Source organism: Sphingobium sp. 22B (assembly GCF_001580035.1).
Taxonomy (GTDB): domain Bacteria; phylum Pseudomonadota; class Alphaproteobacteria; order Sphingomonadales; family Sphingomonadaceae; genus Sphingobium; species Sphingobium fuliginis.
Genome location: NZ_LTAB01000016.1, coordinates 1 through 13,128 on the forward strand (window position 1 = coordinate 1; position 13,128 = coordinate 13,128).

Consider the following 13,128-nt stretch of genomic DNA (forward strand, 5'->3'; position numbering starts at 1 on the left):
GGCTCGTTCGACTTGCATGTATTAGGCATGCCGCCAGCGTTCGTTCTGAGCCAGGATCAAACTCTCAAGTTTGATGTCCGATCTCGATCCAGGAGGAATAATCCCAAACCGAAACCGCTCATTCCTAGGAGCCATTCCTGCACAAATCTTACATGGTGTGTAAGGACATTGTGAGGATGGCTATTTTAACCGAGTATCCTGCGCCTAGAAGCCGCAGGAACCCGGAGCCGCCGCCCACATGTCCCTTCATCAATCAACAATGTCAAAGAGCCGACAACCATACCGGACAGCTATCCTACCCCGTTCCTTGCGTTCCGGGAGACCAGCGTCCGTACCTGTTGGCGACCGTCGTTTCCGCCGTCCCTGTGGGGCAGCGCCGCGTCGGTGAAGGGGCATATATGGAGGGCTTCCCGAACCGTCAAACCCTTTTTGCAATTTTATTTCAGAATTTTTTGGGACTTGCCGGATAGAAGGACCCCGCGGCCATGAACGGTCCGGAAAACAGGAATGAAGATGGGTTTGCAGGACGCCGACGCAAGCGACGCCGGTTTTGGCTCGAAGATAAGAAGCGCGATCCTCTGGCGGTCGGGCAGCCAGATCGTGGCGCAGATGCTGAGCTGGGTCGTGACATTGGCCGTGATTCGAATGCTCGATCCCGCCGATTACGGTCTGTTCGCAATGACGCAGGTGATCCTGAACTTCGCGACCTTCCTCAACGGCTATGGGCTGGTGAGCGCACTGGTGCAGTCCGAAACCGTCGAGACGCACAAATTGAGGCAGGCCTTCGGCATCATGCTGTTGCTGAACGGCGGACTTGCCCTGGCCCAGCTTGCGGTCGCTCCGCTGGCAGCTGCCTATTATGAGCAGCCCATGGTTGCGGATCTGCTGCGGGTGCAGGCGCTGCTCTATCTGTCGACGCCCTTCATCTCGATTCCCGAGGCGATCATGGGCCGGGCGATGGATTTCCGGCGGCCCGCGCTGGTCAACCTGATCGCGGCCATCGCGTCGGCGGCGGTGGCGCTGACCGGGGCGCTGTCGGGCTGGGGCGTCTGGACATTGGTGTTCGCGCCGATTGCGGGATTCTGGGTCAAGGGCATAGGCTATGTGCTGGCGACCGGGTTCATGCCGATTCCCAGTTTCGATTTTCGCGGAACCGGGGCGATGGTGGCCTATGGCGCGTCGCTGCTGGGGGGGCAGCTTTTCTGGATCGTGCAGAGTCAGGCCGACATCTTCATCGGCGGGCGGGTGCTGGAACCGCATCAACTGGGCCTTTATGCCGAAGCGCTGTTCCTGACGCAGATCTTCGTCAGTAAATTCATCCCGCCGCTCAATGACGTGGCCTTTCCTGCCTATGCGCGGATGCAGAAGGACCCGTCGCGAATCGCATGGTCCTTCTGCAAGGCGGTGCGGCTGCTGCTGCTGATTAGCTGCCCGGTCTATCTGGGCATGGCGGCGACAGCGGGGCCTTTGGTCGAGACGCTGTTCGGCGCGAAGTGGCGGGACATGGCGCCTTTCGTCGCGATTCTGGCGCTCGCCATGCCGTTCATGACGTTGCAGGTGATGTTCGCGCCGGTCAGCAATGCGCTGGGCCGGCCGGGGACGACGGCGCGGGTGGCGGCGGTGGGCGCGGTGCTGATGCCGGCGGCCTTCTTGATCGGGATTCGTTTCGGGGCGATCGGACTGGCCTGGGCCTGGCTGTGCGCCTTTCCGATACTCACGCTCTTCACCGTCCGGCTGGCGGGCGCGCCGATGGGGTTGCGGCTGATCGACCTGATGCGGGCGACCGCACCGGGGCTTGGCTGCTCGCTGTTGATGGCTGCGGCGGTGATGGCGGTCGACCGGTTGCTGCCGCCCCTCGCCGCACCGATCCGGCTGGGGATATTGGTTCCGGCGGGGGGCCTGGCCTTTCTGGCCGCGCTGATGCTGTGCGCGCGGGGGACGCTGATGGAGCTGGTCGCGCTGGTCGTTCGGCGGGCCCCGCCGGTCGAGGCGCCCGCGTGAAACGGATCAGGCGGTCTGGATATAGTCGCGCAGGGCGGCCGCTTCCGATTCGATCGAATCGATCCGGAACTTCACCAGATCGCCTATCGACACCAGCCCGACCAGCGCGCCGTCGACCACGACGGGCAGATGCCGGATGCGCCGCTTCGTCATCAGCGACAGGCAGTGGATGACGGGCGTCCGCTCGTCCGTGGTGATCGCCGGGGCCGTCATGATCTCCCCCACCGGGCGCTCCAGAACCCCTGCCCCCTCCTGCGCCACGCGATAGACCAGGTCGCGTTCGGAAAAGATGCCGACCACCTTGCCGTCATCCACCACCGGGACGCAGCCGATCCGCCGCTCGGCCAGCAATTGCACCACCGACAGGACCGTGTCGCCCGATTGCACCTGGACGACATCCTGTCCCTTGCGTTGCAGAATCGCCGCGATCGTCATGGTCCGTCTCCCTGCCTGCCGGCTAAATGCCTCAGTCCCTTGATGATCCCACTTTCACACTCCAAAGGAAAGGGATGACGCACAGACAAGGACTTGATGACCCTCAGGTCGCGCAGGTCGCATGGCGGCGGTTCCGCCGCATCATGGGATGGATGGCGCTGGGCGGCGCATTGTGCGTCGGGGCGGCGCTGCTCTTCCTGCGCTGGTGGGCGGGCCCCATGCCGATCCATATGGTCATCGCCACCATATTGGGCGTCTGGTTGACGTTCATGTTGGGGACGGGTCTGATGGCGCTGGCATTTCTGTCGAGCGGAACGGGACATGACGAACAGGTCATCGACCGGATGAAGGATGAGGTTTCCAGTGATGACTGACGAAAAGGGCGAAGTGGTGTTGCGCGTGGTGCCGCACATCACGGACATCAACGCCAATGGGCATATTTTCGGCGGCTGGGTGTTGAGCCAGATGGACATTGCCGGCGGCATCATCGCCGCCCGGATCGCCCGGGGCGCCGTAGCGACCGTCGCGATAGAGGGCATGACGTTCATTGCCCCGATCCTGCTGGGCGACATCGTGTCGGTCTATGCCCATGAGGAAAGGCGGGGACGGACATCGGTCGCCATCCGGATCGATGTCGTCGCGACGCGGGGACCGCAGGAGACGAAGGTCGAACTGACCAGCGGCCTGTTCACCTTCGTCGCTTTGGATGAAAATCACCGGCCGCGTCCGCTGCCCATTGCCTGATCCCGTCGAGGCCGCGCCGGAAGCATGAAAAAGGGGACAGCGCAGCGGCACTGTCCCCTTTTCTTGACGCTCGTCCCCGCCCATCCGGGCGGAACCGGCGCCTATTCGGCGGCTTCAGCAGCAGGCCGGGCCCGGCGGGTGCGCTTGCGCGGGGCTTCAGCGGCAGGTTCCGCATCATTGTCGGCGCGCGCGATCGAGGGCGGCAGCACCGCCAGATCCAGACCGCCCTGGCCTTCCTCCTGCGCGGCCGCCGCCTTGCGCGGACGTCCGCGACGGGCGCGGGGAGCCTCAGCCTCGGGCTGCGATTCCGGAGCGGCCTGCATGGGGGCCGACGGCTGAGGCGCGGTTTCGGGCTGCCGCTGTTCCACGGCTTCCTCGATGGCCACTTCCTCTACCGGCGGGCGTTCCCGGCGCCGTTCGTTACGATCGTTGCGGTCGTTCCGGTCATTGCGATCGCGCCGATTGCGGTCGTTCCGGCCTTCGCGATAATCGCGCTGCTCGTCCCGACGGCGATCGAAGTCCTGCCCGCGGTCGCTCGCCTGATCGGCGCGCCCGTCCTCGCCCGCTTCGTCCCCGGCATCGAAATCGTCGAAATTCTCGTCGAAGCTTTCGTCGCGCGGGCGGAAGCGTTGCTGCTGCTCCTCCTGACGGGCGCGATTGTCGGCCAGCACGCGGAAATAATGGTCGGCAAACTGCAGATAATATTCCGCATTCACCCGATCGCCCGCCATCTGGGCATCGCGCGCCATATTCTTGTATTTTTCAAGAAGCTGGGCCGCATTGCCGCGCGCGCGGCTGTCGATCCGGTTGCCATTGTCACCGCCGCCCCGATTGCCACCGTTGGGCCGGCCATTATTGTTGTTCCGGCCGCGATTCCGGCGACCGGCCTGCCTGTTGTTGATCAAGAGCTGATCCTTGCGTTCACTTTGCCATCATTCACGGAAAAACACTGTTCAGTCGCCATCCTTCAGCACGGCCTGACCATCAGGCCGGATAAGGCTCCGCCAGGCAGGGGCCGAGCGATCGGCCTATGCCCTTGACCTGCCAGAGGCGCCTGCGCAGCAGCGCCGTCGTGACTTTGAAGGAGCGGGAAAACGGCCTTTTCTTGTCGCGGCCCCACAGGGCAGATCCTCAGGATAGTGCCGTCCCTAAGCTCCATGTAGTGGCTTCCCGGCCATAAACCAAGCAATTTTAGCTTGTGCCGGCGCAAATCCTTCGCCGGGTCAGACGGATGGAGCCAGGGTTGCGATCAGGCAGCGGTCATGACCGGCGAGATCGTGGCGGACCGCGACGCTAAGTCCTTGATCGGCAAGCAGGGTGGAGACGCTGAGCCGTTGGTCGTAGCCGATCTCGATGGCGGCCATCCCGTCCGGCGCCAGCAGCCGGGGCAGCATCGGCGCGATCCGGCGATAGTCATCCAGCCCGTCCGCGCCTGCGAAAAGGGCGCTTTCGGGCTCATGGAGGACGTCGCCCGCCAACGCAACGTCGCGGGCGATATAGGGTGGATTGATCAGGATCAGGTCGAAGGAGCCGTCCATTCCCTCCGCCCAGTCGCCCATCCGGAAATCGGCGCGTTCGCTGAGATCCAGCCGATCGGCATTGCCCTGGGCGACCGCCAGCGCCGCCGGGGAAATATCAACGCCCACCCCGCTTGCCTGCGGCCATTGGCTGAGCGCCGCGAGCAGCAGCGCGCCGGAACCGGTGCCGAGGTCAAGGATGCGGGAGGGACTCCGCGCGCCGAAATGGTCGAGAGCCGCCTCGATCAGCGTCTCGCTGTCAGGACGGGGAATGAGGACATCGGGCGTGACGCGCAGGCTGATCGTCCAGAAATCGCGCACGCCGGTTATATAGGCGATGGGTTCGCCGGTCAGGCGGCGTTGGAGCAGCGTTTCGAAGCCGGGCGGGACGCTGAGGTCGCGCTGGCGCATCAGCAGCTCGTTGCGGTCGATCTCCAGCGCATGGGCGAGGAGCAGTTCCGCGTCGAGGCGCGGGGTCGCGCTGATGGACGTGAGGCGCTCGGTTGCCTGACGCAAGGCTGGAGCGACCCCCATATTTGTCATTCCCGCGAAAGCGGGAACCCATCTCCAGACGCTGCACCAAGTCGCAACTTATGGGAGATGGATTCCCGCCTACGCGGGAATGACGGATGGTGTTGAGAGGGCGACGGCATCACGCCACGCCATCCAGTTGGGCGAGGCGGGCGGCTTCGTCCTCCGCCACCAGCGCGTCGATGACTTCGGACAGGCCCGGCCCCTCCAATATTTCCGGCAGGCGGTGGAGGGTCAGGTTGATGCGATGGTCCGTCACCCGCCCTTGCGGGAAATTATAGGTGCGGATGCGTTCGGACCGGTCGCCGGAGCCCACCATCGCCTTGCGCGCGCCGGCCTGTTCGCTCTGGGCGCGCTCGCGTTCCATCTCATACAGGCGGGCGCGCAGCACCTGCATCGCCTTCGCCTTGTTCTTGTGCTGGGATCGCTCGTCCTGCTGCGTCACCACGATGCCGGAGGGCAAGTGGGTGATGCGAACGGCGGAATCGGTGGTGTTGACATGCTGGCCGCCCGCGCCGGACGCCCGGTAGATGTCGATCTTGAGGTCACTGTCCGCGATCTGGACGTCGACCTCCTCCGGCTCCGGCAGCACCGCGACGGTGGCGGCGGAGGTGTGGATGCGTCCTCCGCTTTCCGTGACCGGAACGCGCTGGACACGGTGGACGCCGCTCTCGAACTTCAGCTTGGCGAAGACGCCGGTGCCGGTGACGCTGGCGACGACCTCCTTATAACCACCGACTTCGGAGGCGTTGGCGGAGATCAATTCCATCTTCCAGCCCTGCGCGTCGGCATAGCGCTGGTACATGCGGAACAGGTCGCCCGCGAACAGCGCGGCTTCGTCGCCGCCGGTGCCTGCGCGGATTTCCAGCATGGCCGGGCGGGCGTCGGCGGCATCCTTCGGCAGCAATTGCAGCGCGAGGGCGCGTTCGGCGTCAGGCAACCGACTCTTGATCAGTTGCATCTCTTCCTGCGCCATTTCGCGCATCAGCGGATCGGAATCCGCATCCTCGCCGCCCGCCATATATTCGAGGGCGCTCAGTTCCTGGCGCAGGCGGCGGACTTCGTGGGCGGCCCTGGCCACCGGCTCGATCTCCGCATATTCCTTGGACAGCCGCACGAACTCCTCCGGCGCGAGGTCGGCACGCGTCATCGACGCCTGCACCTCGTCCCGGCGCGCTTCGATCTGCGCGATGCGTTCGGCGGAGATATGCATCAGCGCGTTGCCAGTTTCCCGATCAGCGCATCTAGGGCGACGGCTTCCTGTTCGCCCGTGCCGAGATTGCGGACGGCCGCCTCCCCCCGCGCCAGTTCGTCGTCCCCCAGGATCACCGCCCAGGCCGCGCCCGAAGCATTGGCCCGCTGCATCCGCTTCTTCATGTTGCCGCGATAGCCCATGTCGCAGGCAATGCCCGCGCGGCGCAGGTCGGCGATGATGCCGGTGGCCCTGACTTCGGCGGCTTCGCCCATGGGTATGACGGCGACGGTCGGGCCGGCAATCTCCGGCATATCCACCAGCATCGCCAGCCGCTCGATCCCCGCCGCCCAGCCGACCGCCGGGGTCGAGGGGCCGCCGAGATTCTCGATCAGCCCGTCATAGCGCCCGCCGCCCAGCACCGTGCCCTGCGCGCCGAGGCGGTCGGTGATGAATTCGAACGCGGTGTGACGGTAATAATCGAGGCCGCGCACCAGCCGGGCGTTGCGCTCCCACGCCACGCCCGCCGCGTCGAGGCCCGCCGTCACCTTTTCGAAGAAGCTGCGCGCTTCGTCGGTCAGATAGGCGTCGATGTCCGGCGCGCTGTCCGCCACCGGGCGGTCGCGGGGATCCTTGCTGTCGAGGATGCGCAGCGGATTGCGGTGCAGGCGATCGAGGCTCTCTTCCGAAAGCTGATCCCGATGCGCCTCGAAATGCGCGATCAGCGCGGCGCGCCACGCTTCGCGGCTCGGGCCGTCGCCCAAGGTGTTGAGGTTGAGCGTCACGCCGTCCGATATGCCCAGTTCCCTCAGCAACTGGTCGGCCAGCACCAGCAGTTCCACGTCCGCGCCCGGCTCCCCCGCGCCGATGATCTCCGCGTCGAGTTGATGGAACTGCCGGAAGCGGCCCTTTTGCGGGCGCTCGTAGCGGAACAGCGGGCCGTGGGTCGCAACCTTCAGCGGCGCATATTGCTGCCAACCCTCAGTGATATAGGCGCGGGAAATGCCTGCCGTGAATTCCGGGCGCAGGGTGATGCTGTCGCCGCCGCGATCCTCGAACGTGTACATTTCCTTCGAGACGACGTCCGTGCTCTCGCCCAGCGAGCGGGCGAACACCGCCGTCGATTCGAACACCGGCACTTCCACCCGCTGGAATCCGTAGAGCCTGCGCACCCGGTCGAAGGTCGCGACCACATGGGCGAAACGTTCCTGAAACGCTTCGCTCGTGCCGCCCAGCATGTCCTGCGTGCCGCGCACCGGGCGCGGGGTTTCGATCTTCGCCATGGGGCAGCGCCTTTAACGATAAAGACGGCTCAAGGAAACGCGCTTTTTTGTCGTAAAATATGCCAAGAAGAGTTGGGGGTGGACGAGAGCGGAATGGCTCGCCATGCTGTTGTTATACGGTCGTTCGACCGCACGCTTTTTCGGAGATGTTCATGATCCGCAGCCTTGCTGCCGCCCTTTTCCTTTCCACGGCGATCGCAACCCCGCTGATCGCGCAGGATGCGATCCGCTCCAAACCTACGGCGCTGCCGGTCGACTATGCCGCGCCGGCGCCCAAGGATGCGCCCTATCCCGGCGGCACGATCAGGCTGGAGGTCGACGCCACCGATACGGTGCAGCGCATCTTCCGGGTGAAGGAAACCATCCCCGTCGCCGCAGCCGGTCCGATGACGCTGCTGATGCCGCAATGGCTGCCGGGCAACCATGCGCCGCGCGGACAGATCGAGAAGCTGACCGGCCTCAGCTTCACGGCCGACGGCAAGCCGCTGGCGTGGAAGCGCGATCCGCTCAACGTCTATGGCTTTGTGATCGACGTGCCGCAGGGGACGAAACAGGTCGTCGCATCCTTTCAGTTCCTGTCCGCCACCCAGCCCAATCAGGGCCGCGTCGTCGTCACGCCCAAGATGCTCAATATCCAGTGGGAGTCGGTGTCGCTCTATCCGGCAGGCTATTATACGCGGCAGATTCCGATCCAGGCGACCGTCACCTATCCCGACGGCTGGCAGGCCGCGACAGCCTTGCGGGGCAAGAAGACCGGATCGACCGTCGCCTATGAGACGATCGATTATGAAGCCTTGCAGGATTCGCCGGTGTTCGCGGGCCTTCATTTCAAGCCCGTGGACCTCGGCCATAATGTGACGCTCAACATCGTCGCGGACGATGCCGACGAACTGGACGCCAAACCCGACCAGATCGCCAGGCACAAGAAGCTGGTCGATGAAGCGGGCGCGCTGTTCGGCACCTATCATTTCGACCATTATGACTTCCTGTTCGCCATTACCGACGAGATGGGCGGCATCGGGCTGGAGCATCACCGGTCGTCGGAGAATCAGGTCGAGCCGGGCTATTTCAAGAAATGGGGCGACGGCGATGCGCTGCTGGACCGCAACCTCTTGCCGCATGAATTCACCCATAGCTGGGACGGCAAGTTCCGCCGTCCGGACCTGCTGTGGACACCCGATTTCAACGTGCCGATGCAGGATAATCTGCTGTGGGTCTATGAAGGGCAGACGCAGTTCTGGGGCTATGTGCTGGGGGCGCGGTCCGGGCTGTTCTCCAAGCAGGAAACGCTGGACGCCTATGCCCATATCGCGGCCAAGCTGGATACGGCGCGGGGCCGCGAGTGGCGGCCGATGGAGGACACCACCCACGACCCGATCATCTCCGCCCGCCGTCCCAAGGGCTGGTCGAGCTGGCAGCGGTCGGAGGATTATTACAATGAAGGCCTGATGATCTGGCTGGAAGCGGATGCGATCATCCGCCAGCAGACCAGGGGCGCAAAGGGCCTGGACGATTTCGCCAGGGCCTTTTTCGGCATCAATCCGGGCGATTGGGGACAGGTCGTCTATAATCGCGGCGACGTCATCAAGACGCTCAACGCAGTCGCGCCCTATGACTGGGCGGGCTTCTTCCAGAAATATGTCGACAGCACGACCAGGGAGACACCCAAGGGCGGCTTCACGCTGGGCGGCTACAGGCTGGTCTACGGCGACACGCCGGGAGCCATCACCAAGGCGGCCGAAGGATCGGGCAAGTTCACCGACCAGAGCTTCGGCATCGGCATGATCGTCAAGAATGACGGCGAGATCAGCAACGTCGTCTGGGACAGTCCAGCCTTCAAGGCTGGCCTGGCGACCGGATCGAAGATCCTCGCGATCAATGGCGATGAATATTCGGGCGATGTGTTCAAGGCGGCGATCAAGTCCGGAAAGCCGCTCCAGATCATAGTGAAGCAGGACAAATATTATCGCACTTTGACCCTCGCATATTCCGGCGGCCTGCGCTATCCGCGCCTCGAAAAGACAGGAGAGGGTGAAGGCAGCCTGGACCGGCTGCTGAAACCGAAAACATAATCACCCGTAGCGCCAACGCGTATCGAAAAAGGCTTGAAGTCCCATGAATATCGAACTGATCCCGGTGGGCGACGATCCGCCCAACAGCCTGAATGTCATCATCGAGGTTCCGGTCGGTGGCGAGCCCGTCAAATATGAGTTCGACAAGGCGTCGGGCGCGCTGTTCGTGGACCGCATCCTGCATACGCCGATGCGCTATCCGGCCAATTACGGCTTTGTGCCGCACACGCTGTCGCCCGATGGCGATCCGCTGGACGCGCTGGTCATCGCCCGCTCGCCCTTCATTCCCGGCGCCGTGGTCGCGGCCCGCCCGATCGCCGTGCTGAACCTGGAGGATGAAGCGGGCGGCGACGAAAAGCTGGTCTGCGTGCCGGCGGATTCGGTCTTCCCCTATTATTCGAACGTTGGTGAGAAGGACGACCTGCCCGGCATCGTCATGGAGCAGATCGAGCATTTCTTCACCCACTATAAGGATCTGGAAAAGAAGAAGTGGGTGCGCATCGGCACCTGGGGCGGCGCGGAAGACGCCAAGCGCATCACCCTGGAAGCGATCGAACGCTACAAGGCTGAGAAGCAGGCCGCCTGAAGCGCTGCGAAATACTGAACGAAAGAGGGGCCGCGTAGCTTATCTGCGCGGCCCCTCTTCATTTTGTCTGATCCATGAAGCGCCGTGCGTTGGAATCGGTGAAGATGGCCGTCCGCTGCGCCACTCCCCAAAGACAGAGGCGATGAATGCCGTAATGACCGGCTGCCTCCGCCACCCATTCAATCCGGGCGCATGGCTTCCGCAACCAGGGCTTCGGCCTCGATGAGCAGGGCATCCTCCACCTCATGCTGGGCGACCTGCTCGCGTCCGATGAGGATCAGCACGGGGACGGCGAGCGGGCTCACCCGGTCGAGATCGACATGCAGCATGGTGGCCGACGCGCGGTCGATCAGGTCGCCCAACCGTCCCACGTCGGTCATCCGTGCGCGGGCGTCGGCCCAGGCCGCCTTCAGCAGCAGATGATCGGGCTGATATTTGCGCAGCACGTCGTAGATGAGGTCAGTCGAGAAAGTGACCTGCCGACCCGTCTTGCGCTTACCGGGATGCTGGCGCTCTATCAGGCCGGAAATGACGGCCACGTCGCGAAAGGCGCGCTTGAGCAGGCTCGACTGTTCGACCCATTCGATGAATTCATGATCCAATATGTCGGCCGAAAAGAGGCTCTGCGGGTCCGTGATCGGCTTCAGCCCATAAACGGCCAGCGCATAGTCGTTGGAAACGAAGCCCATCGGCATCAGGCCCTGCGCATCCATGCGGCGGGTCAGCAGCATGCCCAGCGACTGATGCGCGTTCCAGCCTTCGAAACTGTAGCAGACGAGATAGTGCCGCCCCTCATGCGGGAATGTCTCGATCAGCAATTGCCCCGGTTCGGGCAGGGCCGAGCGATATTTCTGCACCTCCAGCCATTCGCGCACATCGTCGGGAAAGCGGGACCATTGCTCCGGTTCGGCCAGGAAGTGGCGGACGCGGTCGGCCAGCCGCGTGGACATGGCCATGCGCGTGCCGCCCCAGCTGGGGATGCGTGCCTGTCTGGACGTCGCGCGGACGATGAGGTCGGTGCTGTCCATACGGACCACTTCCAATGCGGTGCCGGAAAAGAAGAAGCAGTCGCCGGGACTCAAGGTGGCGGCGAAGCCCTCCTCCACCGTGCCGAGCTTGCGCCCATTGGCGAAGCGGACGGCGAGCGCGGGCTGGTCGACGATGATGCCGGCGTTGAGGCGATGCTGCTGGATGAAGCGCGGATGGGAGACGCGCCATAGACCGTCAGGTCCAAGCGTCAGCCGCTTGAAGCGGTCATAGGCGCGCAGGGCATAGCCGCCGCCTTCGATGAAATGGAGGACATTGGCAAAGGCTTCCTCCGTCAACGCGCCATAGGGGGTGGCCGACCGGACTTCCGCCAGCAGATCTTCCGCCCGAAAGGGCGCTGCGCAGGCGAGGCCCATGACATGCTGGGCAAGGACGTCCAGGCTGCCCGGACGGAAATCGTCGGTGTCGCGCTCGCCCGCCTCCACCGCGTCCAGCGCGGCGCGGGCTTCGAGATATTCGAAACGGTTGCCGGGGATAAGGATCGCCTCGGACGCCATGTCGAGGCGGTGATTGGCCCGCCCGATGCGCTGGAGCAGGCGCGAACTGCCCTTGGGGGCGCCCATCTGGATCACGCAGTCCACATTGCCCCAGTCGACGCCGAGATCGAGCGAGGCGGTGGCGACCAGCGCGCGCAACCTGCCGGCCGCCATCGCCGCCTCCACCTTCCTTCGCGCTTCGATGGAAAGGCTGCCATGATGGATGGCGATGGGCAGGTTCGCCTCGTTCACCGACCAGAGTTCCTGGAAGATCAGTTCCGCCAGGCCGCGCGTGTTGCAGAAGACCAATGTCGTGGCGCGGCGCTCGATCTCCTCCATCACCTGCCGGGCGGCATATTTGCCGGAGTGCCCGGACCAGGGAATGCGCCCTTCGGGGATGAGGATGGCGACATGGGGATCGGCGCCCGCCTCTCCCAAGACCGGAGTGACGGCGCCGATGTCCCCGTCCGGGGCCAGCCAGGCCCGATAGGCATCGACATCGGCGACGGTCGCCGACAGCGCCACGCGGCGAAGGCCCGGATTGATGCTCTGGAGGCGGGACAGGGAAAGGTTGAGGATGTCGCCGCGCTTTTGCGTGGCGAAGGCGTGGACTTCATCGATGATGACCGTCTTCAGGCCTGGGAACATCAGGAAGCTGTCGGGATAGCTCAGCAGCAGCGACAGCGATTCGGGCGTGGTGAGCAGGATTTGCGGCGGGCGGGCGCGCTGGCGCGCCTTGCGGTCGGAAGGGGTGTCGCCGGTGCGGGTTTCCACCCGGATCGGCAGGCCCATTTCCTCGATCGGCGTCAGAAGGTTGCGCCGTACGTCGACGGCGAGCGCCTTGAGGGGCGAGACATAGAGGGTGTGGAGGCCCTCACCGGGATTTTCGATGAGGTCGGCCAGGGTCGGCAGGAAGCCGGCGAGCGTCTTGCCCGCGCCGGTGGGCGCGACGAGCAGCGCGTGGTCGCCGGATCGGGCAGCGCTCAGCATGTCGATCTGGTGGCGGCGGGGCGTCCAGCCGCGTGAGGTGAACCATTGCTCCAGCGGTTCGGGTAGGCGTTGGTTCATGGGGAGGATGTAGGATGGGAAGACATAAACGTCATCCTGTTCAACGCTGCCTCGCCTCAAAACGCTCCGCGCTCCTGAGCAGGAACTGGAGCGCATAGTAATTTAACTTTGGTTTCATGAAATAATCTAACAATCCGCTCTGGCTCCTTCCCCCCCGAAAGCGTTACACTCCCTGC

The 13,128-nt window shown here is 64.3% G+C and carries 11 protein-coding genes and 1 rRNA gene; 5 read left to right on the top strand and 7 right to left on the bottom strand.

From position 1 onward, the window contains the following. Nucleotides 1–72: ribosomal RNA gene (locus A0J57_RS14665) — 16S ribosomal RNA — on the bottom strand; the annotation flags it as partial. Between the two features lie 441 nt (nucleotides 73–513). Here A0J57_RS14665 and A0J57_RS14670 point away from each other — a divergent pair. Continuing rightward, nucleotides 514–2,001 (top strand): lipopolysaccharide biosynthesis protein, encoded by a 1,488-nt coding sequence (locus tag A0J57_RS14670; protein WP_173664363.1) that lies wholly within the window; start codon nucleotides 514–516, stop codon nucleotides 1,999–2,001. A 6-nt stretch (nucleotides 2,002–2,007) separates the two neighbouring features. On the opposite strand, the gene A0J57_RS14675 is transcribed toward A0J57_RS14670, so the two are convergent. Further along, a complete protein-coding gene (locus A0J57_RS14675; RefSeq protein WP_044660616.1) occupies nucleotides 2,008–2,436 on the bottom strand; it encodes a CBS domain-containing protein in 429 nt (142 codons plus the stop codon). Nucleotides 2,437–2,510: 74 nt separating this feature from the next. Between A0J57_RS14675 and A0J57_RS14680 the strand changes: the two genes are divergently transcribed. Together A0J57_RS14680 and A0J57_RS14685 are read left to right on the top strand one after the other, a co-directional pair. Continuing rightward, nucleotides 2,511–2,810, top strand: coding sequence for a hypothetical protein (locus A0J57_RS14680; RefSeq protein WP_048577311.1), 300 nt, complete (start codon nucleotides 2,511–2,513; stop codon nucleotides 2,808–2,810). Then, complete coding sequence (locus A0J57_RS14685; RefSeq protein ID WP_048577312.1) at nucleotides 2,803–3,180, top strand: acyl-CoA thioesterase; 378 nt, start codon at nucleotides 2,803–2,805, stop codon at nucleotides 3,178–3,180. Before A0J57_RS14680 ends, A0J57_RS14685 begins: the two co-directional genes overlap by 8 nt. 101 nt (nucleotides 3,181–3,281) lie before the next feature. On the opposite strand, the gene A0J57_RS14690 is transcribed toward A0J57_RS14685, so the two are convergent. The 4 genes from A0J57_RS14690 to hisS all read right to left on the bottom strand — a co-directional run bounded on the left by A0J57_RS14690 (nucleotide 3,282) and on the right by hisS (nucleotide 7,703). After that, a complete protein-coding gene (locus A0J57_RS14690; protein ID WP_061934333.1) occupies nucleotides 3,282–4,085 on the bottom strand; it encodes a DUF4167 domain-containing protein in 804 nt (267 codons plus the stop codon). 318 nt (nucleotides 4,086–4,403) lie between these two features. Next, nucleotides 4,404–5,231, bottom strand: a complete 828-nt coding sequence (gene prmC / locus A0J57_RS14695) for a peptide chain release factor N(5)-glutamine methyltransferase (protein WP_061934335.1) — start codon at nucleotides 5,229–5,231, stop codon at nucleotides 4,404–4,406. Nucleotides 5,232–5,349: 118 nt separating this feature from the next. Next, nucleotides 5,350–6,444: a peptide chain release factor 1 gene (prfA, locus tag A0J57_RS14700; RefSeq protein WP_173664366.1), complete on the bottom strand. Its 1,095-nt coding sequence runs from the start codon at nucleotides 6,442–6,444 to the stop codon at nucleotides 5,350–5,352. Continuing rightward, complete coding sequence (hisS, locus tag A0J57_RS14705) at nucleotides 6,441–7,703, bottom strand: histidine--tRNA ligase (protein WP_061934339.1); 1,263 nt, start codon at nucleotides 7,701–7,703, stop codon at nucleotides 6,441–6,443. The genes prfA and hisS overlap by 4 nt, the downstream gene beginning before the upstream one ends. Nucleotides 7,704–7,855: 152 nt before the next feature. On the opposite strand from hisS, the gene A0J57_RS14710 reads away from it, so the two are divergent. Further along, the gene (locus tag A0J57_RS14710) at nucleotides 7,856–9,775 is read left to right on the top strand and encodes a M61 family metallopeptidase (protein WP_044662861.1); all 1,920 of its coding nucleotides are present in this window, start codon (nucleotides 7,856–7,858) and stop codon (nucleotides 9,773–9,775) included. A 43-nt stretch (nucleotides 9,776–9,818) separates the two neighbouring features. Continuing rightward, a complete protein-coding gene (gene ppa / locus A0J57_RS14715; RefSeq protein ID WP_025550754.1) occupies nucleotides 9,819–10,361 on the top strand; it encodes an inorganic diphosphatase in 543 nt (180 codons plus the stop codon). A 179-nt stretch (nucleotides 10,362–10,540) separates the two neighbouring features. Here ppa and A0J57_RS14720 read toward each other — a convergent pair whose 3' ends face one another. Continuing rightward, a complete protein-coding gene (locus tag A0J57_RS14720) occupies nucleotides 10,541–12,952 on the bottom strand; it encodes a ligase-associated DNA damage response DEXH box helicase (protein WP_044660610.1) in 2,412 nt (803 codons plus the stop codon). Nucleotides 12,953–13,128 lie beyond the last annotated feature (176 nt).

What these genes read in the sequence shown, in the direction of transcription:
- A0J57_RS14670 (WP_173664363.1), top strand. Translation starts at nt 514, where the DNA reads ATGGGTTTGCAGGACGCCGACGCAAGCGACGCCGGTTTTGGCTCGAAG.
- A0J57_RS14675 (WP_044660616.1), bottom strand. Translation starts at nt 2,436, where the DNA reads ATGACGATCGCGGCGATTCTGCAACGCAAGGGACAGGATGTCGTCCAG.
- A0J57_RS14680 (WP_048577311.1), top strand. Translation starts at nt 2,511, where the DNA reads ATGACGCACAGACAAGGACTTGATGACCCTCAGGTCGCGCAGGTCGCA.
- A0J57_RS14685 (WP_048577312.1), top strand. Translation starts at nt 2,803, where the DNA reads ATGACTGACGAAAAGGGCGAAGTGGTGTTGCGCGTGGTGCCGCACATC.
- prmC (WP_061934335.1), bottom strand. Translation starts at nt 5,231, where the DNA reads ATGGGGGTCGCTCCAGCCTTGCGTCAGGCAACCGAGCGCCTCACGTCC.
- hisS (WP_061934339.1), bottom strand. Translation starts at nt 7,703, where the DNA reads ATGGCGAAGATCGAAACCCCGCGCCCGGTGCGCGGCACGCAGGACATG.
- A0J57_RS14710 (WP_044662861.1), top strand. Translation starts at nt 7,856, where the DNA reads ATGATCCGCAGCCTTGCTGCCGCCCTTTTCCTTTCCACGGCGATCGCA.
- ppa (WP_025550754.1), top strand. Translation starts at nt 9,819, where the DNA reads ATGAATATCGAACTGATCCCGGTGGGCGACGATCCGCCCAACAGCCTG.
- A0J57_RS14720 (WP_044660610.1), bottom strand. Translation starts at nt 12,952, where the DNA reads ATGAACCAACGCCTACCCGAACCGCTGGAGCAATGGTTCACCTCACGC.